The following is a 20985-nucleotide window of genomic DNA, read 5'->3' as shown; positions in this document are numbered from 1 at the left end:
CATATTAAGATAACATAAATTTATAAATTTTGTCCCACCCAAAAGGGTAGTTTTTTCATATTATTCCAAGAATTCTTGCATTCCAGACTGCCTGGGTAGCTGTTTTTACACCAAGTTTAACATATACGTTTTTAATATGGTACTTTACGGTATTTACGCTGATAAAAAAATATTCAGCAATCTCTTCCTTTGATTTTCCCTGCTCAAGAAGCGTAAGAACGTCTATTTCCATCTGTGTAAAACCTTCTCCTTTCTGACAGGGGACCTTCATGTAAAGAGGATGACGGATTGCCATACTTCTGGTCATATCAAGAAGGTTCATCAGAAAAGGCGATTTTCCTTCAGTTTTAATATATTCGATTAAAAGATGAAGCATAGGTTCGCCTTCATCAGCTACAAGACGGTAATAACGGTACATTCTGACTTTTTTCAGGGCATTCCTTAAGGCTTCAAATGCGGCTTTATTATTTTTTGCAGCAAAAAGACTCAAAGCAAGGATTAAATCCAGTTCGCATAAGTCCATAAACCTCCTGCCGGCAGCAAGATACGGTCTCAGACGTTCCGCAAGTGCTATTACCGCAGCATATTTTCTTGTTGCAATATAACAGCGCATCTTTACCATGTAGCGGTATAAATCCAGCAGGTTAAAATCTGCAAATTCATCAGGAGCAGTTTCCGAAAGCCATTCTTTAACCCGAGCTATGTTTCCTTCATAAAGAGAAAAGAGAACATTAACGGCATCAATATTATAATCAAACTCTGCCTTACCTGCTTCTCCGGTACAATTTCTTATATCCTGAATAAAACTCTCTGCCCTGACACTCTTTCCGTGAGCAAGCAGGATTTTTGACTGCAGATAAAGGGCTGCAAATGTAACGCGGTTCTCACCTTCGATATTAAACTTTTTTATCGTACTCCCCACAAGCATTGCTGCATCTACAAGGGAATTGGTCTGATAATAGTATTCAGCAAGGCAGAGATTATATATGTACGGACAAAGTGATTCAGGATACAAATACTTCAGATAATCTACAAACATTTCCCTGTGCTTTAAAAGAAGAGGTCCCAGTCTTGAAAAATCATTAAAACCGTTAAGTAAAAGAGGACGACCAGCAGTAAGCATAACACACTTCAAAGGAGTATTAATGCTCTTAAGATACTCAATACAAGAAACAAACCGCTTCCAGGTAATTTCAGGATGAACTATTGTAAGGCCGATTTTCAAAAGTTTAATAAAAGAATCTTTATCTTCTGGAATGGACTCAATTAAATGCCGGGCTTCTTCTAATTTGCCGTCCATGATAAAATTAAGTGTCAATCCTGAAAAACAAAGCCAGGACTGAGTACGGACAATCTCTTCATAAGTCAGGGCATAATATGATTCCCGGTCTTTGCGGATATCTCTAAGAAAATAATTAACAGAAACTTCATGAAGTCTGCGTTCCAGTTCTTCAATCGGAATAAGAGGTGAAGTTTTCTTGTCGGTTAAAAGTTCACTTTTTTCTATATTATCTTCCATTAATAATATGATAACACACAGTTTGCATGAAAAAAGGTAAAAAACGCTAAAAAAAGACATTTTTCTCTGTACTAAAAAAATACAATTCATTATAGTCTTCCCTACATAATTCATAAGACAGTTCGGAACCATCCTGTCTCTAAACAAAACTAGGGATTAAAACTAGGGGGTGTCATGCCCTCTTTTTTTGTTGGGCTGATCATGTCTTTGAAAATAAAAATTTCGGAGATATAAAAATGAAAAAGCTTATTGCCTGGATTATGGACACTTTTGAATGGCTGTTTGACTTAAAAGACTGGAAAATGCTTTTAAGATCCATACCGGCCTCTGTTGTTGCTCTGTTTACTGTTTCTACAGTAACAATGAATCTTGCCGCCAATAAAATCGTCTGGAGCGGCTTAAAAATCGGACAGAATTACTTTATTTCGATTACAGGCGGAGTATTTTTATCCTGGGCTGTTTTTTTAATCATGGACATGGTTACAAAAACTTTCGGAGCAAAAGCATCTATTAAGCTCAACCTTTTTGGAGCACTGGTAAATACTCTTGCAGTTGTTTTTCTGGGAATCATCGCATCAGTTCCTTCCGAATTTCCATTTCCAGGAGCAAGTGCCTCTTTTGACACAGTATTCGGCTTTACAGGAAACGGAGTTCAGCCGTGGCAGATTCTTATTTCTTCCACAACCGCATACGTTATTTCAGGAATAGTTAATGCCGTAGTAAACGTATTAATCGGAAAACTATTTGTAAAAAATCCTGACGGAAAAGCAGCATTCATTACCCGCTCCTACATAAGTACGATGACAGGTCAGTTTGTAGACAACTTTATTTTTACGGCCCTTGCTTTCAGTTTTTTTGCACATTACTACGGTTTTACCACCATTACCGGAATGGCTGTTCTCGGTGCCCTTATTGAACTTTTCTGTGAAGTTATATTTTCACCGGTTGCATACAGAAAATGCCGTAAATGGCAGCAGGAAGGCGTAGGACATGAATACTTTGAATACTGCAAAACCATGGAGATAAGCAAAGATCCGTCGCGGTTTGAATATAAAAACTAAGTACTTAAACATACATGCAGGACTTAATTTCCCTGAGAGCAGCTTCCAGACCGTTCATGTCAATTCCGGAATAATTTAAGATGAACTGATGTCTGTCCGGGAGTTTCAGGGAATTTTTTTCCAGCGTCATGTAATAATCCGTAATGCTTCCTATTTTAATTTTTTTCTGAAGAAGTCTTTTCTGTAACTCAAGGTCAGAAAGTTCTGTATTAAGGGAAAGCAGAAAATGAAGTCCGGAATCATTTTCTATAACCTGACATTCCTGAGGAGAGAAAATCTTTTTTATCATCTCAAGAATTCTGGTGCGTTTTCTTCCATACCTGAGGCGCATTCTGTTAATGTGTTTTTCAAAATAACCGCCGCTGATAAAAGACGCAAGGGTATACTGTTCAAAAGTAGAAACTGTATTTGAATAGAAAGAAAGATTCTTAAAAAACAGATTTACAAGATGTTCCGGAAGGACCATGTAACTGATTCGGAATGTGGAAGTAAGGGATTTTGAGAAGGTATTCATGTAAATGACTTTTTCAAAGGCATCTATACTCTGCAGAGATGGAATCGGTTTTCCGTTAAGCCGGAATTCGCTGTCGTAATCATCTTCTATAATGTACCGCCCATTTTTTTCGTTTGCCCATGACAGCATTTCATAACGGCGGCTTATAGGCATTGTAATTCCCGTTGGAAAGTGATGTGTCGGACTTATATGTGCAACATCTGCCCCGCTTTGAATGAGTTCTTCAACATTCATGCCGCTGCGGTCAAGATTTATAAAACAGCACTCTGTTCCATTACTCTTATATATGGAAGAAAGTTTTTTATATCCGGGATTTTCTATTGCAAAAACCTTGTCTGTTCCGAGAAGTTTTATTAAAAGCGTATAAAGATATTCCGTTCCGGCACCAACGATTACCTGATCAGGATCTACATTCATTCCCCGGAAAGAAGAAAGATGATTTGCAATTGCTTCCCTGAGTTCCCTTACGCCTTCGCAGGGGGAATCAATAAGAAGTTCTTTTTCTTTTAAAGAAATTGTTTCCCGCATAAGCTTTGCCCAGACTGAAAAAGGAAAATCCGAACGCTCGGTTCTATTTGAAGAAAAATCAAAAAAATTTTCAGTATTTTTTACCGGCTTAAGGATATGAAGTTTTTTTATATCCTGAGAAGAAGAAAGCTTTAATCCCGTTATATCAGATACAAAATACCCCCGCTTCGGAACAGCATACATATACCCTTCACTTATCAACTGGTCATAGGCATTTTCTACCGTAATCGTACTGACACCAAGATGTTCCGCAAGGGTTCTTTTTGAAGGCATCTTCTGGCTGCTCTTTAATTTTCCACAAGTAATATCCGCCCGAATGCACTCATAAAGATGCCTGTACAGCGGTTTATTTTTTTCTGACATGTCGTATGTAAGCATACAGACTCCCCTTAACCTTTACCGAAAGCAGAAATTATAAAATTTTTTCTACTTTTTACTCATGCACTCCAATCAGTTTTTCCATCCAGATCATGTTGTACCAGCGGTTAAACTTTCTGCCGCATTTATGGAATAAGCCCACTGTTTTAAAACCAAGATGCTCATGAAAATGCTGACTGTTAAAATCAAGATATTCATCGGGAACTTCAGGAACACCTATGCACGCATATAAATTTAATATGCCGAGTTTTTCCAGACGGTTCTGGAGTTCTTCGTACAAAAGTTTTCCAAAGCCTTTTTTCTTTGAATTCTTTTCTATATAAATGGAAAGTTCCGCACAGTGACTGTAGGCTGCACGGGGATGAAACTTAGAAGCGTAAGCATAACCCGTTATCCTGCCGTTTTCTTCAATGCAGATATATGGAAAATTTTTCTGAATGGAAGAAATTCTCTGAGAAAATTCCTTTTCATCAGGAGCATCGTACTCAAAAGATATGGCCGTGTTTTTTACATAGTATGAATATATTTCTGCAAGCCTTGCTGCATCACTTAAATTTACATCACGTATTTTTATATTACTCATTATTCCACAATATTTTTGAGTTCATTAAAAGTCAATACCTTACAATTAATATCTTGTGAATCATAAATGTTTACTGTACATTTTATTACGCAGCAAGAATGGAACGGACATATATTGCAATCGACTTAAAATCTTTTTATGCCTCTGTTGAATGTGTTGAGCGTAATCTCAACCCGCTGACAACTAATCTTGTTGTTGCAGATGAATCACGCACGGAAAAAACAATTTGTCTTGCCGTAACCCCTTCCCTTAAAGCATACGGACTTTCCGGCAGAAGCAGGCTTTTTGAAGTCATACAGAAATCAAAAGAAGTTGAGCAAAGGACAGGAAAAAAACTTGAATACATAATTGCCCCGCCCCGCATGGCACTCTACATGGAATATTCAGCAAGAATTTATTCAATATACTTAAACTATTTCAGCCATGAAGACATTCACGTGTACAGCATTGATGAAGTATTCATTGATGCAACCGGCTACTTGAACCTATACAAAACAGATGCAAAGACTCTTACAAAAAACATCATTCAGGAAATACTGAATAAAACCGGTATTACGGCTACAGCAGGCATTGCACCAAATCTGTTCCTCTGCAAAATCGCAATGGATATTGTTGCAAAACATGTTGAGGCTGATGAAAACGGAGTACGCATTGCTACCCTGTCAGTTGATGAATACAGAAGAACGCTCTGGAATCATACCCCGATAACTGACTTCTGGAGAATCGGAAATGGAATTGCAAACCGTCTCCTGAAAATCGGAATTCATACAATGGGAGATATTGCACGCCGTTCCCTGGATGCACCGCAGTCCCTCTACAAACTCTTTGGAATCGATGCAGAAATTCTAATAGATCATGCCTGGGGATATGAACCCTGTACAATAAAACACATAAAAAATTATAAACGCCGTTATAAAAGCATAACCTCAGGACAGGTTCTGTCATGTCCCTACACATGGGAAAAAACAAGAATCGTTGTAAAAGAAATGGCAGAATTCCTTTCTCAGGAACTGGTTACAAAACAGCTTGCTTCTGCAACTTTTACCCTGATAATTTCTTATGACAGAAGTTCTCCTCTTGAAAATTATAAAGGAGATTTTGAAATCGACCGTTACGGACGTGAAGTTCCAAAGTCTGACCACGGAAGCATAAGGCTAAGTGCAGAAACTTCTTCCATGAGTAAAATAACCGACGCAGTACTAACTGTTTTTGACAGGATAATCGACAAAACTCTTCTTGCAAAAAGACTGAACCTTACGGCAGAAAAAGTTATTCCTCAAAAAGAAGAACAGGCAGATCTATTCACCACAGTTCATGAACAGAAAAAAGAACGCTCACTTCAGGAAACCATGCTTAAACTTCAGAACAAGTTCGGTAAAAACACAATACTTAAAGGAAGTGATTTTGAAGAAGGTGCCACAACTATAGAAAGGAACCGGCAGATAGGAGGTCACAAAAAATGAAAACTTTTGGATTTCTGAATTTATCTTAACTAAAAAGAAATCCAAACTCTTTAGCATATTTTATTATTATATAGAGATTTGACAATATAAAAGTTTGGATTTTATTTTCGATATTCAAGACAAGGAGGATATTGTTATGAATATCGAAAAATTAATAGCGACATCGGATGTTTTGTTCAAAGCAATGAAAGATGAGCAATATGCAGAGTCGACTATCAAAAAGTATATTTTTGAAATTCATTGGATTCAAAAACATGGAAAAGACAAGGATTTTGCATCTTATATTGATTTATGCAAATATCGAATCGAAGGAAAAAGACCTTCTGTTAATGTGGAATATAAACTTCATTCGATGTATCGCACTTTCAGCGACTTCGAAGAAAATAATAAAAGTCCATCTTATAATAAAAGAAATCCTTTGCAGCCTGTCAAAAGTGCTTACTTATGCTTAAATCCCTATTTTAAATCATTGGTTGATAACTACATTTCCTATGCAACTAATAAAGGTCATAGTGAAACTACTATAAGTGCCTGTGTAAGAAAAGCTGCATGTTTTCTTAAGTTTTTTCAGCAAAAAGGATTTGCAACATTAGGTAAGGTGACAGAAAAAGATGTGCAAGCTTTTTTTCTTGATGAGAATAATCAACTAAATAAAAGTCACTCTTATAAAAAAGCCATAACTACAGCATTACAGGTAAATCTTGAAGATTCTGATGTGCAAAGAATTATGAACTATGTACCAGAAATAAGGAAAATACGAACGCTTTATCAGTTTCTAACAGTAAAAGAATGTGAAGTAATAAAGCATGAGCTGATGGACAATCATTTTTCATTACGAGATAAGGCTATCCTGAATATTTTGCTTTACTATGGACTACGGGCTTGTGATGTAGCTAATCTTAAATTGGAAAATATAGACTGGCAAAAAGATAAAATATCTTTATACCAGTCAAAAACCTTAAATCTGGTTGAATTACCTCTTTTGCCAATTGTTGGAAATTCAATATACGATTATCTCAAATTTGAGAGGCCAGAAAAACAGAGTCAATTTCTTTTTCTTAAGTCGTTTTCTCCATATGAAGCCCTCAATAGCAATGGTATTTATAGCATTTCAAATAGGTTATTTAAAATAACTGGGCTTAGGCAGAATAAAGGTGAACGACGAGGAACGCATATTTTCAGACACCATATTGCAACTGCATTGGCATCAGGTGGATTTTCTCAACCTGTAATAAGTGCAACTTTGGGATATGTCGAACCAACTTCCTTAGAGCCATATCTTGAAGCAGATATAGAACATTTAAGACCATTTGCACTTAGCTTAGAAAACTTTCCGATTGCAGAGGAGGTATTTACAAATGACTGAGATAGAAAAGAACTTAGGAACGGAGATAGAACTTTTTCTCAATTATAAAAATGTTTCTAGTGGTATTAATAGTGTATATATACAAGCTTTAAGACGATTTGAAAAATTTTGTTATGAAAACTATGCAGATCAGAAAGAGTTAACACAAGAAATGATTGATTCTTGGTGTCAAAAAAGATCTTCTGAATTGAATGGATCTAGAAATACAAGAATAAAAGTTGTTAGAGCTTTTATAAAATTTCTTAATCAAAGGGGCTTGGCATGTATTGAACTGCCGGTGCTCATGAAGTCTGAGAAATCTAAATATATACCACATTCATTCACAGAAGAAGAATTGAAGGCTTTCTTTTTTGAATGTGATCATATTTGTAAAGATGGTCGAAGATTTTCCAATTATAAGAACCTTGTTGTTCCGGTTCTTTTCCGATTGCTATATAGTTCAGGAATTCGAACAACAGAGGCCAGATTATTAAAAAGAGAAGATGTCGATTTTGAGAACGGCATTCTTAAAATTCGAAAAGGGAAAGGCTCTGATAAACATTATGTTGCGCTTCATTCCTCTACCGTTGATATGTTAAAGAAATATGATTTTGCAATGGATAAATTGAAAAAAAATCGAACATATTTCTTTGAAAAATCTAATGGTTCTTTTTTTGATAAAAGCTGGCTTAGCAGATGTTTTAGGGAGTGCTGGTACAGAGCTAATAAAACATCTGCAGTGCCTTATGATTTGCGGCACAACTATGCAACAACTAATATAAATAGTTGGGAAACTGATTCATTCGAATTCAATGATAAATTGTTTTTCTTGTCTAAATCTATGGGACATAAAAAGTTAGTATCTACACTCTATTATTACTCGATAGTCCCGCGTCTTAGTGAAACTATAAAAGATAAAACAGAATCTGATTTGAATGAAATAATAAAAGAGGTGAATTATGAAGAATAATGCGGAAGCTATAAAATTTTCGAAATATATATCAGATTATCTTTACAATTATGCACCTGCATTTTTAAGCCGTTCAAAAGATACTCTGAAATCTTATGAAGATACTTTGGTTTTATATGTTAAATTTTTAGAAAAGGAAGGTATCACTTCTTCAAATCTATCAAGAAAAGCTTTTGAAAGAACATATATAGAAAAATGGATACTCTGGTTAAAAAATGAACGCAATTGTTCTCCAGATACCTGTAACAATCGTATAAGTACATTCAGAGGTTTTTTGAAGTATCTTGGTTTTAAGGATATAAAACTTATGTATTTGTATGAAGAGTCAAGAAATATTCACAGATTAAAAACTGTTAAAAAGAAAGTAACAGGTGTTTCAAAAAAAGGAATTCAGGAATTATTGAATCAACCTGATTTGAGAACTAAGATAGGCCGAAGAGATTATACGCTTTTAATGTTGATGTATAGTTCTGCAGCGCGAATTAATGAAATTTTATCTTTAAAGATAAAAGACTTATTCTTAGAGGGAGCTCATCCTTATATGAATTTATTTGGAAAAGGTGAGAAAATAAGAACTGCTTTTCTGATGCCAAGAACGGTTAGCAACTTGAATGGGTATATTGAATCCGTTCATGGTAAAAATCCAAATCCAGAAGATTACTTATTTTTCTCGCCTGTGGGAAATCGGAAGGAGAAATTAACTCAGCCAGCCATAGCAAAACGTATAAAGAAATACGCAGTAGCAGGTAGTGCAAAAAGTCTGGAAATACCAATAAATCTTCATTCTCATCAATTACGACATGCAAAAGCCACACATTGGCTTGAAGATGGAATGAATATTGTTCAGATAAAATTCCTGCTTGGACATGAAAGTGTTGAAACGACTATGAAATATCTAGATGTTACCATAGATGAAAAAGCAAAAGCTCTGGAAACACTTGAAGATGAAAAGGAGACATCGCTTCCTAAAAAATGGAAAATGGATGATGGTTCATTATCTGAATTTCTTGGATTACCAAGATAATTTTTGTGGCAAAATATCACCCATATTACTTACTTTATTACCCATGTGTGATATAATCATCATGGGTGATAAAGTGAATAATCAATTACATGAATTATTAGATGAACTCCGTTCTTATGATACTGAACGTGAATGGTTTGAGTTTAAAGAAAACTGGTTTGATCAGACTCAACTTGGACAGTATATTTCTGCTCTCTCAAACAGTGCTGCAATTGAAGGTCGAAAAAATGCTTATTTTGTCTGGGGAATTCATAATGAAACTCATGATGTTACAGGTACGAATTTCAACTGCAACATGGATATTAAAAATGAGCCTTTAAAACATTTTCTTGCACGACAGATTTATCCAGATTTAAATTTCAATTTTGAAGAAACTAATTATGAGGGTAAAAAGGTTGTTGTTCTTACTATTCCAGCTGCAAGAACAGTTCCTACAAGTTTTGATAACGAACGTTTTATACGAATTGGCTCAAGTAAAGAAAGCCTCAGAAAGTATCCGGAAAAGGAATCTTATTTATTTGATGTCCTTCGACATGGTTTTCCTACAATTGAAAACACACCATCTAAGTATCAGGATTTAACTTTTGAGAAACTTTTTATATATTATGGAGCAAAAGGTCTGAAACTTAATCCTGATAATTTCAAAAAGAACCTTAATCTTCTTACAGAAGATGGAAAATATAACATTCTTGCACAGTTGCTTTCTGATAATTCTCAGATTCCGTTAAGGGTTGCCATTTTCTCAGGAAAGACAAAAGCAGATAAAATGTATTCTATCCGCGAATTTGGTTACCAGTGTATTTTGTATACGCTTGATGAAGTTCTTCGTTATGGAGATGTCTTGAATATTCTCCAGGCAGATGAGAAAGATAGAATTGTTGAGCGAAAGGATGTTCCTTTGTTTGAAAATGATGCATTCAGGGAAGCTGTTATAAATGCGTTTGTTCATAATAAATGGGTAACAGAAAATGAACCGATGATTACCGTTTTCTCAGATAAAATTGAAATCCTTTCTCGGGGAATACTACCACCAGAACAGACGCTTGAAGGATTTTTTAGAGGTGAATCTGTTCCTGTAAATAAGAAACTTTCAGAAATATTCTTACAACTTCATATCAGTGAAAAAACTGGACGCGGGGTTCCTAAAATTACCAGCACATACGGAAAAAGTGCTTACGAATTTCACGAGAACTCTATTGTTGTAAAAATCCCTTTTAATTGGATTAACAATATGGGTGATAAAGTGGGTAATAAAACGGGTGATAATTCACAGCTTAATAATACCCAGTCCAAGATTTTTTCAGAAATTCGAAATAATCCAAATATTACAAAACCTCAAATTGCACAACTGGTTGGAGTTGGAAAGACTACCGTTGATAATGCAATTGCAGTTCTCAAACAGAAAGGTTATATAAAACGCTCAGGTTCCAATAAAACTGGTTTCTGGGAAATATTAAATGCAGGAGAATAAAATGAGAAAAATATTTATTTTTATTTTGATGTTTTTGACTTCAAGTGTTTTTGCACAAACAGAAATACAACAGAAGCTAATTAAAAATTTAGATTCAGGCAAGCTTGAAAAAGGCATTTCCAGAGTTTCTGATAAATATAATATCCCTGATGGATTAGCAGTAGGGGATCAGTACTATTGGGAAGGTCCATCTGCAATTTGTTTTGATGAAAATAATAACTTGATTATCTTTGATCAGATAGCATTAAAAATATATGTATTCAATGCAAAATTTGAATGTGAACGATTTATTCCAGTAAATAAAAATCTTCTTTGTCTTCCTAATTTAATCAAAGCATATAATGTTGGTCTTCTTTTATATAATGAAAATGAATCAATAATATTCATTGATTGGAATGGAAATGTAAAATGGGAGATATCATTACCTGGTGATGTTGTTAAATATAGTTTCATTTATGATGAGAAAAATGATTTGTTGTTTCATTATGCAAAGGACGGTATATATCTGTTAAAAGAAAATAACAGTACAATGAATAATGAGCAGATAAACAATTATTTATCAAAAGCAAAGATTTCAGATATCAGAATAAATAATGAAAATAAATTAGTTATCAATAATGTTGTTGAATATATAATTCCAAAGAATTCTTCTTTTTTCATCGGAGAAGATTTAGCAGGCAATTCCTACTATGTCAGCAACCGAAGAAGATTTCTTGTTCAAAACTCAAACGCAAAATTATTAACCAGTTATAAATTTACAGAAGATGAATATTCAATCAGCAGGACTTATTTCCCAGCACTTTCTAAAACAGGAGATTTATTTTATTTAGACTATTCAAACGAAAAGAAAGAACTATTGCTTTATTGCATCGAAAACAACTGGTCTTCAGAAGCTAAGCAGAAATGGAATCCAAGCAATTCATTACAAGAAAACATTCAAATTGGTAAAATATTTACTACAGTTGATAATCTTAGATTGCGAGCGGAAGAAATAACATCAAGTAAAATCATTACAACAATGGCTAAAGGCACAATGGTCAAAATCCTGAAACTTGGTAAAGCAGAAACAATCGATGGCATAAACAGTAACTGGGTTCAGGTAGAAGTTCTTTCTGACGCAAAAGACAAAGACGGTAAAGAAATAAAAACAGGCACAACAGGCTGGTGCTACGGCGGATATTTGGAATAAGGTTTGAATATGAAAAGAACAATTTTATTTACAGCAATTATTTTCACAATGAGTCTTTTCTGCTTTGCGCAGGAAGTTGAAAAAATTGCAGTCTTAGAAGATGTAAAGTATGAAAGATATCCCGGAGGTGGAATGGGGCATTTTCCACTAGGAATATATTTTAATGAAGTAAACAATCTCTTGGTTGTACAGGATCCTTTGCCCGGAACTATAGTAACAATCAATCTTGAAACTAAAGCAATTTCAAAAGAAGAAAAACCGTTTTTAAGTGAACACGCACCATTACTCTTGGTATTAGGAAATGATTATTGGGGAGTTTATTCGGATTCTATTGAGTATTCAATAAATAGTACACCTTATAAATACATCAGTGATACAAATCCTGGTATAAGCTTTATACTCAAAAAAGATAGCGGTTATATAGTTTATTTTTTAGGCGGTGCCATAGATTCAATTGGACGTATTTATTCAGAAGAAGAGGCAATGGCATATCTGAAGCAATATGATCCCGAAAAATATGAGCAGAGCAAAAAAAAGGCTGCAGAGCTGAGTCTTTATAATGATTTTATTAGAAACAATGTTTTGATTTGGGGAAACACATACTATAAAGAACACAATACATTGCAGCAATATGATCTCCAAGGATATAGATATTTTTCTGAAAATTATGGAAGTCTTGGTAACGTCCTTGGATGTTATTTAAATGATGATAATATTTTTTATTTAAAAAATCTGAACTTATATTCAGAAATTCGGAAAAGTGGACAAGACTATTCTTTTAGCTGGTACGTCGGCTTTGGCGGTAACATCTACTATTACATTACCGGCAAAGAGTACACCGAAGTTTTCCGCATCCGCCGTACCTGGGGTGATCCAGATTTTTACGCAATGGCAATAAACGGTTACACAGACGACTCTTACGGCAAGTACGTAAACAAGGTTCTTCCAACCTTGAGCAAAGCCGAACTCCGCCTTTTGAGAAATACAATCTTTGCAATTTACGGCGTTCATTTTAAGAGCGCAGATTTATCAAAGTATTTCGATAAGCAAGTCTGGTACACAGATGAAGGCAAATCATCCGGCGAAATTACACTTCCAGCTCACCGCCAGAAACTTGTTGAAATGATACAAAAGCTAGAGAAATAGTAAATTATATTTGGAGATACAGTAAATGAAAAAGACATTCATATTTATAACTTTACTTTTCATAAGCACATTTTTATGGTGTCAGAACCTTGAACTCAAAGCTGTAAAACAGTTTTCGAATACTAAAGAAGTCAAAATTGTTCATAATTATGAACTGGATGCTTATAATGGTAAAACTGGGAATCGCATGTTTTGTGATAAAAATGGTTCTATTTTTATTTACAATGATGATAAAAATATTCTTTATGAACTAGATTCAAAAACATTCCAAATAGCTAAATCTTATTCTTATGATTTTTCAGATATATACTACGCTTCAGAATTATTTGGATTATATGCTGTCTCAAATAACTATTTCTTTTATAAATGGACTGATGCCGCCAGCATTGCAATTGATCGGTCTTCCGGCAAGAGAAAATATGTGGTGAATGCTAATAGCCAGGTTTCTTCTCAACTTTCATATTATGATGAAGAAACAGATATTTTGTTTTTTCAAGATCATAATAATAAGATACACTGCATAGTTCATCCCTCACTAGATGAAAAGCAAAATCAGAAAAATTTCCGTAATGCAGAAGAAACAAGTAAACTTCTTAATAATGGAAACTATGCTCCTCATCTGACTTTAGATTCAGATAATGATTTATACATTGATGGAGTCAGATGCAGATGGAATGCAACAGCTTATGAAACTACAGATTATGTAATTACTCTAAATAACAAGCGTAAAACTATTAGGGTTTTTAACAGAAAAGAAAGTGAGGTGTTAAATTACACCATTCCTGAGAATGAAACCGAAGAATCCATCACCTATCATCCAAACGGCGACTGGTATTTCCTGACTATAAACTGGACAACAGACACACACACCCTTTGGCGAATCGAAAATACCTGGGATTCACAGTGGCGCGAGCAGTGGAATAAAGAACACATCAATTTTGATAATCTGGATTCAGCTTCATCAACAAACGTAGCTGTAAGCAAAGTAATGACTTGCAACGACAATCTTCGCCTTCGTTCTCAGGAAGCAACATCAAGCAGTGTAATCACAACCATGCAAAAAGGCTCAAAAGTCAAAATCCTGCAACTTGGCAAAGCCGAAACAATCGACGGCATAAACAGCAACTGGGTACAGGTAGAGGTTCTTTCTGGCGCGAAAGATAAAGACGGTAAAGAAATAAAATCAGGAACCACAGGCTGGTGCTACGGCGGATATTTGGAATAAGTTCTTTTTGCGAAGAACTTGTTATGGTAAAGATAATAAAAACAAAATCCAAACTTTCAACTGTTTAATTATATGTAATATATGGGGTAAGTTTGAAAAGTTTGGATTTATAAAAAGAAGGGATAACACCGAGCATGAAAGGTCGTTATGACGATATAATAAACACACAGTGGCCGCAGCCGTCACTAAAAGAAAAAATGCCTCTGAGTGACCGTGCAAAAATTTTCATGCCCTTTGCAGCCTTAAAAGGTTTTGAAGAACTGATTGAAAAAACTGCACAGTCACATAACGGAACAACTAAATCTTCTTCCGAATCAGAGACAGACGATTAAGTGCCTCATCAAGAGTCTCTTCTTTTTTTGCAAAGTGAAGCCTTACATAGCGGTTTTCTTTTTCCTTAAAGAAACTGGAACCAGGAACAGCCCCTACCCCGACTTTTCTCGCTAAATCTTCTGCAAACTCAAGATCAGATTCATAACCGAATTCACTTATATCAATAAGAACATAGTATGCTCCCTGCGGCTCAGTATGAATCAACCCAATGTCATCAAGCCCCTTTAAAAATAAACTCCGCTTTTCAGTATATTTCTGCTGAAGGCTTTCGTAATAATCATCACCAAAATTCAGTCCGGCAACCGCAGCTTCCTGTAAAGGAGCAGCCGCTCCTACCGTCAGAAAATCATGAACCTTTTTTATGCGTTCTGTAACTTCAGGATTTGCCTGAGTATAACCAAGGCGCCATCCCGTAATGGAATAGGTCTTGGACAGGGAATTACAGGTTATGGTCCGGTCTTTCATTCCCGGTAAAGATGCCATGTAAGTATGAACATTCGGCTTGTAAAGAATGTGTTCATAAACTTCATCCGTAATGACAAAGGCGTCATATTTTTTTGCAAGGTCAGCAATAATCTGCAGTTCATCCCTGGTAAAAACTTTACCACAAGGATTAGAAGGATTGCAGACTATAATAGCCTTCGGTTTCTGCCTGAATGCATCTTCCAGAACCTCAGCATCAAAATTAAATTCCGGCGGAATAAGAGGAACATATATCGGCTGTGCACCGCTTAAAATAGTATCAGCTCCGTAGTTTTCATAAAATGGAGAAAATACAATTACCTTATCCCCGGGATTTGTAACGCTCATCATGGCAGCCATCATTGCTTCCGTACTTCCGCAGGTAACTACCAGTTCGGCATTAGGATCAACATCAACCCCGGAGAAATGCGTAATTTTTTTTGCAAGGGCTTCTCTAAAATTCTGAGCCCCCCAGGTAACCGCATACTGATGAAAATCTTCTCGTGTAACTTCTGCAAGTCTCTGAAGAATTTTTTCAGGCGGTTCAAAATCAGGGAATCCCTGAGAGAGATTTACTGCATTATATTGATTGGAAATACGGGTCATACGGCGGATAACACTGTCCGTAAATCCCGCTGTCCTGTCTGAAAGTTCCGGCATATTCACACTCCTTTCTTTGTGAACAAAAGTCTGCATACATTCTTTCCGTCTGCAATGGTTCCGTCAAGTTTAAAATCAAGACAAGGAAATGCCTTTGCAAATTCATGATCACCTGCCATGGTTATTTCACAGAGCTTAGAAATTTCTTCCTCACTGCGGCCCTGCTTTTTCCACTCTTCTACATACGGACAGTAATGAAAGTGAATGGCAAGCCTGCTGTCTGTCTTTTCTACAACTTCCATTTCATAAATATCCCGGTTATGATCCGTTCCAAAAGAGTCTGCAAATTCCTTGAAGTCATCAGGATTTTTCATTTCCTTACGCATTGCTTCTGCATTGTCCCGGCCATATTTTGCAATTCCCTCTCTGGCAAAGGAATCATCAATACCGTGCTGTTTTGCTGAATCAATCATGTTTGCAATAGTTGCTGCCCGCCTCTGACTGATTTCCCTCATTCCGTCTACGCCATAATTTCTTAAAGTCGGTTTATTATTCTCAAATGCCATCTTTTCCTCCATAATATCTTTAATCTAAAAATCAGATATAATACTCTGAATAATCATTCAAAAGGCTTCTTAAAAACCTTATAGTCTTTTCGTTTTTAGGTTTATCAAGAACGTCCTTTGGTGAACCTGATTCAACTATTTTTCCGTCTTCCATATACACGACAGTATCCGCAACATCCCTGGCAAAACGAATCTCGTGAGTTACTACAATCATAGTGATACCTGTAGAGGCAACATCCCGCATGACATTAAGAACTCCTCCAACCAGTTCAGGATCAAGGGCAGAAGTCGGTTCATCAAAAAGAATAACCTCCGGCTGAAGTGCAAGAGCACGGCATATTCCTACCCGCTGCTGCTGTCCTCCTGAAAGCTGATCCGGATAAGAATCTGCTTTGTCCGTAAGATTAACTCTCTCTAAAAGTTCCATAGCCCGGTTGCGGGCTTCTTCCTTTTTAATTTTCCGTACAACTGTCAGTCCGTCCGTTATATTCTGAATCACAGTGCGGTTTTTAAAAAGATTGTAATTCTGAAAAACCATTCCCGTTTTTCTTCTCAGTTTCAGCACAGATTTTTTAGTATGCCTTGCACTGTCAACAACAGTTCCTGCAATATTTACAGTCCCGCTGTCTGCAGGATTTAAGAAATTAAGCGTACGTAAAAAAGTGGTTTTTCCTGAACCGGAAGGACCGAGAATTACAACAACCTCACCTTCCTTTACAGAAAGGCTTACTCCATCAAGAATGGTCTTTCCGTTTATTTTTTTCCGTATATCTTTTGTTTCAAGTACGTAATCCATTCAGCACCTCTTCATCCTGACATTCAGTTTCGAGATAAGTTTTTCTGCAAAAAAACAGACAATCCAATATACTCCTGCAGCTACAAGATAACCTTCAAGAATTGCATAGTTTTCTGCCGTTGATGCCTTTGCAACCGACAGCATCTCAAACACATTTACAACTGATGCAAGACTTGTTGCCTTAAGCAGCCACATAAAATAATTCCCCAGATTTGGAAGGGAAATCACAAGTGCCTGCGGAACAACAATATGAATCATTGCCTGAAAGGGCGTCATTCCCACAGCACAGGCAGCTTCATACTGTCCCTTATCAACAGCCCCATAAGAGGAAACCACTACGTCTGTCAGGTATGCTCCGTAATTGAATGCAAAGGCTACAACAGCAAATGCAAAGTAAGACGGCGCCCGGGGATCATAGTGCCATCCGAAAATTCCATCTGCCTTCTCAAGAACATAAGGAATGGCATAGTAACAGAATAAAAGCTGAACTATCAGAGGAACACCCTTCAGGAAAGTGTTAAAAAAAAGCACAAGCTTATTAAGGATAAATACCTTCCTGATAAGAACAGTTCCAAAAACCAAAGCAATAACAGAAGCTAACAGTAAAGATATTACCGTTAACTCAAGGGTAACAGGCAGCGCCTTAACAACAACAGGTATAATGGATACCATAAATCCGTAATCAAGATTCATTTCTCTTAAACCTCATACCTTCTGAAATGACGCAACGCCATATTGAAAATAAATTCAACCACGGTCGTAAGAAAAAAATATATCACTGCAGCAGCCAGCAGAACCCAGATCTGTCCATAGCCTCTGTGAAGTGAAATGATTTTATTTGCCTTACCCATTACGTCTACAACTCCGATTACATAAGCCACTGCACTTCCCTTCAGCAAATCTATTTCGAGATTTTTAAGATTTGGAAGCGCAATCTTTACAGTAAGCGGAACCGTTACATGAAAAAAACACTGAATCCTGCTGTATCCAACAGAATATCCTGCGTCAATCTGTGCTTTATCAATTCCCTCATAAGCACCACGCAGGGCTTCGGAAACAAATGAAGAAAAGTTTGCCGTCGTTGCTACTATATAAAAAAATCCTGCATCCCATGCATTTATATTCATTCCAAATAATGAAAATAATTTAGGCAGACCAAAAAAAACAATATATAACTGCACAAGTCCCGGAGTTCCCCTGAAAAAAGAAACGAACAGCGAAACTGCATAATATAAAACATTCTTTCTGCCTGTTCTGACTATACATATCAAAGTTCCGAGAACCCACGAAATTAAAGTAGGTACAGTCAGATAAAAAATCGTTACCGGAATAAATTCAGCAAGAGCCGGTAAAGAAGAAATAAAAAACTCATGTCCGCGCCACAAAATACTCTCCTTTCCGAAACATTAAAAAAAAGCCGCTTATATAAAACAAACGGCTTTCTTTAAGAACTGCATTACATCTCAGTCTTTTTTAAGACCAATCTTTTTTGCAACTTCAAAATTATCTTCACCAAAGAATTTTACGGTAAGTTCTCCTAAAGTTCCGTCTGCCGTAAGTTCTTCCAGTGCTTTATTAACAGCCTTCTGAAATTCCCTCTTATCTTTATTAATAAGGAATACAGTATCACGTCCGTCTACCCTCTTTGTAATTTTCAGATCCGTATATTTTGCCTCGCTCAAAATTGCATTAGCCTGTTCTGCAGAAAGATATGCAGCATCAAAAACACCGTCTTCTACTTTTGCGATTTCATCTGCCATTGCTCCTGAAGAAGCCAGAGTCTTAAAGTCAACAGTTACTTCCGGATGACCATCAATCCAGTCCTTAAGTGCAACAGCACGTCCGTCAGTTGCAACAATAGGTGAAATTGATTTTCCGCTCATATCCTCAAGACCATTAATACCGCTATTTGCCTTAACTACAAGATTCATAAAGAAGTAGTTGTATGGTGCAGAAACAAGAAATGCCTTTTCTCTTGCAGGCGTTCTGAATTTACATCCTGCATCAAGAGTGTACTTTCCGGTGCGTACACCAGCCAGTGCTGTCTCATAATCAAGAACCTGATAATTGAATTTCCATTCAGGAAGTTTCTTTTCAATTGCCTTAAGAACTTCATATTCATAACCGGCAGGATTTCCGTTTTCATCTTCATAAGTATACGGAGCATTCTGTGCTTCAAGAATAATTTCTACAACTTTAGAATCCTTTCCTGATTTATTGCATGATGCAAACAATGTCAAAACTCCAGCAATAGCTGCGATAATTTTTATTTCCTTACTCTTATTCATAATATTTCTCCTCTAAAAAAAATCAGATATTGTAATCAATGTTTCTTTCATCAATTACACGCTTTGACTTATGTTCAGATCTTGTATTAAGACCTCCATCTGGATGAACCACTACTCTTGCCGGCTTAACACCAATGCGAGCCTTAAGGGCTGCCGATACTTTTTCTGCAAGTGCTTCATCTGTTTCTGTATTACCGGAAGCTTTTTCTACTTCTACGGCATACTTGCAGGTGAAATCTTTTTCAAAAATACGGATAAGATATTCACCGGTAACTTCTTTAAGTTCATGAATTACAGCTTCAATATCACTAGGGAATACATTAACTGCACTTACAATGAACATATCATCCAGACGACCCTGAATATGAATACGGCCATGGGTTCTTCCACACTTACATGGAGTATAATCAATACGACCGATATCTCCAGTTCTAAAGCGGATAAGCGGACGAGCATGCTTTCTTAATGTTGTAAATACAAGTTCACCTGTTTCTCCAGGAGGAAGAATTTCTCCTGTATGAATATCCCTTGTTTCTACAAGAATATGATTCTCAGCAATATGAAGTCCGTCCTTTGCTTCACACATTGCAGCACATGCACCAAAAATATCCGAGAGACCGTAGAAGTCAAAAACTTCAGCTCCCCACAAATCTTCTATTGCCTTGCGGGTTGAATCAATTGAACCGCCGGCTTCTCCTGCAACAATAATCTTCTTGATGCTGAAATCTTTTTTCGGATCATAACCAGCTTTAATTGCCTTTTCTCCCAGCTGCCATGCATAGCTTGGGCTTGTCCAGATTATCGTAGGCTGATATGTCTTAAGAATAAAAAGAAGCCGTTCACTTGGAAGTGTTCCTCCCCAGATACAAAGCGCACCTAAATTCTGAGCACCGATTACATCAGGTCCTCCAACATACAGAGAAAAATTAAGGGCATGAACATAACGGTCATTCTTCCTCATTCCAATCTGATAGAACCAGCGGCTTTCTGTATCCTGGAATTCATCAAAATCTTTTTTTGTAAAAGGCGACATTGTCGGAACCCCAGTCGAACCTGAAGACGTAGAAACAAACACAACATCTTCTTCCGGAACAGCTGCAAGTTCTCCAAGGAATGAACCTACTCCCTGTGTGTCACGCTGAGTTTTCTTATTAATAAAAGGAAACTTCTGAATATCCTTCAGTGTGTGAATATCAGAAGGTTTTACTCCTGCTTCGTCAAACGAACGTTTGTAATAAGGTGCATGATCGTAGGCAAACTGAACGATCTCTTTCAAATCCTCAAGCTGTTTTGCTTCAAGCTGTTCTCTCGGTAATGTTTCAAGTTCTTTATTCCAATATTTTCCATCTGGTGCTGACATAGCATTCCTCCATAGATATAGCATTCCCGCACTAATAACGAACGTTCGTTATTTAATAATTGCGGATTCCGGACACGGTACACATAAAAAAACCGTACATCCGATTAAAAATGTAATTAATGATTAAAAATTAAAGTGAAGAGTTAACAGCAGAAGCACATTCG

20 protein-coding genes are annotated in these 20985 nt (G+C 36.4%); 10 read left to right on the top strand and 10 right to left on the bottom strand.

The window, feature by feature from the left end; all coding sequences use genetic code 11:
* Nucleotides 1-55: 55 nt before the first annotated feature.
* The gene (locus HNP77_RS11610) at nucleotides 56-1519 is read right to left on the bottom strand and encodes a LuxR family transcriptional regulator (protein WP_184653543.1); all 1464 of its coding nucleotides are present in this window, start codon (nucleotides 1517-1519) and stop codon (nucleotides 56-58) included.
* A 236-nt stretch (nucleotides 1520-1755) separates the two neighbouring features.
* On the opposite strand from HNP77_RS11610, the gene HNP77_RS11605 reads away from it, so the two are divergent.
* Nucleotides 1756-2580 (top strand): VUT family protein, encoded by an 825-nt coding sequence (locus HNP77_RS11605; protein WP_184653542.1) that lies wholly within the window; start codon nucleotides 1756-1758, stop codon nucleotides 2578-2580.
* Between the two features lie 4 nt (nucleotides 2581-2584).
* On the opposite strand, the gene pdxR is transcribed toward HNP77_RS11605, so the two are convergent.
* Nucleotides 2585-4000: a MocR-like pyridoxine biosynthesis transcription factor PdxR gene (gene pdxR / locus HNP77_RS11600; RefSeq protein ID WP_184653540.1), complete on the bottom strand. Its 1416-nt coding sequence runs from the start codon at nucleotides 3998-4000 to the stop codon at nucleotides 2585-2587.
* Between the two features lie 55 nt (nucleotides 4001-4055).
* Entirely contained in the window at nucleotides 4056-4583 is a 528-nt protein-coding gene (locus tag HNP77_RS11595; RefSeq protein ID WP_184653538.1) for a GNAT family N-acetyltransferase, read from the bottom strand.
* Nucleotides 4584-4681: 98 nt separating this feature from the next.
* Here HNP77_RS11595 and HNP77_RS11590 point away from each other — a divergent pair, with 98 nt between their 5' ends.
* From HNP77_RS11590 to HNP77_RS11550, 9 genes are all read left to right on the top strand, one after another.
* Complete coding sequence (locus HNP77_RS11590) at nucleotides 4682-6046, top strand: Y-family DNA polymerase (protein WP_184653536.1); 1365 nt, start codon at nucleotides 4682-4684, stop codon at nucleotides 6044-6046.
* A gap of 136 nt (nucleotides 6047-6182) precedes the next feature.
* Nucleotides 6183-7412: a tyrosine-type recombinase/integrase gene (locus tag HNP77_RS11585; protein WP_184653534.1), complete on the top strand. Its 1230-nt coding sequence runs from the start codon at nucleotides 6183-6185 to the stop codon at nucleotides 7410-7412.
* Nucleotides 7405-8361 carry a tyrosine-type recombinase/integrase gene (locus HNP77_RS11580; RefSeq protein ID WP_184653532.1) on the top strand — a complete coding sequence of 319 codons (957 nt, stop codon included), beginning with the start codon at nucleotides 7405-7407 and terminating at the stop codon, nucleotides 8359-8361. Before HNP77_RS11585 ends, HNP77_RS11580 begins: the two co-directional genes overlap by 8 nt.
* Complete coding sequence (locus HNP77_RS11575; RefSeq protein ID WP_184653530.1) at nucleotides 8351-9385, top strand: tyrosine-type recombinase/integrase; 1035 nt, start codon at nucleotides 8351-8353, stop codon at nucleotides 9383-9385. The genes HNP77_RS11580 and HNP77_RS11575 overlap by 11 nt, the downstream gene beginning before the upstream one ends.
* Nucleotides 9386-9446: 61 nt before the next feature.
* The gene (locus HNP77_RS11570; protein WP_184653528.1) at nucleotides 9447-10856 is read left to right on the top strand and encodes an RNA-binding domain-containing protein; all 1410 of its coding nucleotides are present in this window, start codon (nucleotides 9447-9449) and stop codon (nucleotides 10854-10856) included.
* Nucleotide 10857: 1 nt separating this feature from the next.
* Nucleotides 10858-12045 (top strand): SH3 domain-containing protein, encoded by a 1188-nt coding sequence (locus HNP77_RS11565; protein ID WP_246428938.1) that lies wholly within the window; start codon nucleotides 10858-10860, stop codon nucleotides 12043-12045.
* A 9-nt stretch (nucleotides 12046-12054) separates the two neighbouring features.
* Nucleotides 12055-13191 carry a YARHG domain-containing protein gene (locus tag HNP77_RS11560; RefSeq protein WP_221266590.1) on the top strand — a complete coding sequence of 379 codons (1137 nt, stop codon included), beginning with the start codon at nucleotides 12055-12057 and terminating at the stop codon, nucleotides 13189-13191.
* Nucleotides 13192-13216: 25 nt separating this feature from the next.
* Nucleotides 13217-14416, top strand: coding sequence for an SH3 domain-containing protein (locus HNP77_RS11555; protein ID WP_184653526.1), 1200 nt, complete (start codon nucleotides 13217-13219; stop codon nucleotides 14414-14416).
* 134 nt (nucleotides 14417-14550) lie between these two features.
* The gene (locus HNP77_RS11550; protein WP_184653524.1) at nucleotides 14551-14748 is read left to right on the top strand and encodes a hypothetical protein; all 198 of its coding nucleotides are present in this window, start codon (nucleotides 14551-14553) and stop codon (nucleotides 14746-14748) included.
* On the opposite strand, the gene HNP77_RS11545 is transcribed toward HNP77_RS11550, so the two are convergent.
* From HNP77_RS11545 to HNP77_RS11515, 7 genes are all read right to left on the bottom strand, one after another.
* On the bottom strand, nucleotides 14714-15871 hold the full coding sequence (locus HNP77_RS11545; protein WP_184653522.1) for a pyridoxal phosphate-dependent aminotransferase: 1158 nt from the start codon (nucleotides 15869-15871) through the stop codon (nucleotides 14714-14716). The two genes, HNP77_RS11550 and HNP77_RS11545, sit on opposite strands and share 35 nt — an antisense overlap.
* A 2-nt stretch (nucleotides 15872-15873) precedes the next feature.
* On the bottom strand, nucleotides 15874-16377 hold the full coding sequence (locus tag HNP77_RS11540) for an L-2-amino-thiazoline-4-carboxylic acid hydrolase (protein WP_184653520.1): 504 nt from the start codon (nucleotides 16375-16377) through the stop codon (nucleotides 15874-15876).
* A 31-nt stretch (nucleotides 16378-16408) separates the two neighbouring features.
* On the bottom strand, nucleotides 16409-17173 hold the full coding sequence (locus tag HNP77_RS11535; protein ID WP_184653519.1) for an amino acid ABC transporter ATP-binding protein: 765 nt from the start codon (nucleotides 17171-17173) through the stop codon (nucleotides 16409-16411).
* Entirely contained in the window at nucleotides 17174-17866 is a 693-nt protein-coding gene (locus tag HNP77_RS11530) for an amino acid ABC transporter permease (RefSeq protein ID WP_184653517.1), read from the bottom strand. It abuts the gene before it with no gap.
* A gap of 5 nt (nucleotides 17867-17871) precedes the next feature.
* Nucleotides 17872-18558, bottom strand: a complete 687-nt coding sequence (locus HNP77_RS11525) for an amino acid ABC transporter permease (protein WP_184653515.1) — start codon at nucleotides 18556-18558, stop codon at nucleotides 17872-17874.
* 78 nt (nucleotides 18559-18636) lie between these two features.
* On the bottom strand, nucleotides 18637-19461 hold the full coding sequence (locus HNP77_RS11520; protein WP_184653513.1) for a transporter substrate-binding domain-containing protein: 825 nt from the start codon (nucleotides 19459-19461) through the stop codon (nucleotides 18637-18639).
* A gap of 22 nt (nucleotides 19462-19483) precedes the next feature.
* Nucleotides 19484-20821 (bottom strand): phenylacetate--CoA ligase family protein, encoded by a 1338-nt coding sequence (locus HNP77_RS11515; protein ID WP_184653511.1) that lies wholly within the window; start codon nucleotides 20819-20821, stop codon nucleotides 19484-19486.
* Nucleotides 20822-20985 lie beyond the last annotated feature (164 nt).

The sequence above is a fragment of the Treponema rectale genome, from assembly GCF_014202035.1.
Lineage (GTDB): Bacteria > Spirochaetota > Spirochaetia > Treponematales > Treponemataceae > Treponema_D > Treponema_D rectale.
The sequence above is the reverse complement of the archived record's forward strand: the minus strand, read 5'-3'. Positions and strand labels throughout refer to the sequence as shown.

Bases quoted from the DNA above. Each gene is read 5' to 3' on its own strand.
- HNP77_RS11595 (WP_184653538.1), bottom strand. From the start codon at position 4,583: ATGAGTAATATAAAAATACGTGATGTAAATTTAAGTGATGCAGCAAGG.
- HNP77_RS11540 (WP_184653520.1), bottom strand. From the start codon at position 16,377: ATGGCATTTGAGAATAATAAACCGACTTTAAGAAATTATGGCGTAGAC.
- HNP77_RS11580 (WP_184653532.1), top strand. From the start codon at position 7,405: ATGACTGAGATAGAAAAGAACTTAGGAACGGAGATAGAACTTTTTCTC.
- HNP77_RS11530 (WP_184653517.1), bottom strand. From the start codon at position 17,866: ATGAATCTTGATTACGGATTTATGGTATCCATTATACCTGTTGTTGTT.
- HNP77_RS11605 (WP_184653542.1), top strand. From the start codon at position 1,756: ATGAAAAAGCTTATTGCCTGGATTATGGACACTTTTGAATGGCTGTTT.
- HNP77_RS11535 (WP_184653519.1), bottom strand. From the start codon at position 17,173: ATGGATTACGTACTTGAAACAAAAGATATACGGAAAAAAATAAACGGA.
- HNP77_RS11610 (WP_184653543.1), bottom strand. From the start codon at position 1,519: ATGGAAGATAATATAGAAAAAAGTGAACTTTTAACCGACAAGAAAACT.
- HNP77_RS11555 (WP_184653526.1), top strand. From the start codon at position 13,217: ATGAAAAAGACATTCATATTTATAACTTTACTTTTCATAAGCACATTT.
- HNP77_RS11575 (WP_184653530.1), top strand. From the start codon at position 8,351: ATGAAGAATAATGCGGAAGCTATAAAATTTTCGAAATATATATCAGAT.
- HNP77_RS11520 (WP_184653513.1), bottom strand. From the start codon at position 19,461: ATGAATAAGAGTAAGGAAATAAAAATTATCGCAGCTATTGCTGGAGTT.
- HNP77_RS11550 (WP_184653524.1), top strand. From the start codon at position 14,551: ATGAAAGGTCGTTATGACGATATAATAAACACACAGTGGCCGCAGCCG.
- HNP77_RS11570 (WP_184653528.1), top strand. From the start codon at position 9,447: ATGGGTGATAAAGTGAATAATCAATTACATGAATTATTAGATGAACTC.
- HNP77_RS11565 (WP_246428938.1), top strand. From the start codon at position 10,858: ATGAGAAAAATATTTATTTTTATTTTGATGTTTTTGACTTCAAGTGTT.
- HNP77_RS11515 (WP_184653511.1), bottom strand. From the start codon at position 20,821: ATGTCAGCACCAGATGGAAAATATTGGAATAAAGAACTTGAAACATTA.
- pdxR (WP_184653540.1), bottom strand. From the start codon at position 4,000: ATGCTTACATACGACATGTCAGAAAAAAATAAACCGCTGTACAGGCAT.
- HNP77_RS11560 (WP_221266590.1), top strand. From the start codon at position 12,055: ATGAAAAGAACAATTTTATTTACAGCAATTATTTTCACAATGAGTCTT.
- HNP77_RS11590 (WP_184653536.1), top strand. From the start codon at position 4,682: ATGGAACGGACATATATTGCAATCGACTTAAAATCTTTTTATGCCTCT.
- HNP77_RS11585 (WP_184653534.1), top strand. From the start codon at position 6,183: ATGAATATCGAAAAATTAATAGCGACATCGGATGTTTTGTTCAAAGCA.
- HNP77_RS11545 (WP_184653522.1), bottom strand. From the start codon at position 15,871: ATGCCGGAACTTTCAGACAGGACAGCGGGATTTACGGACAGTGTTATC.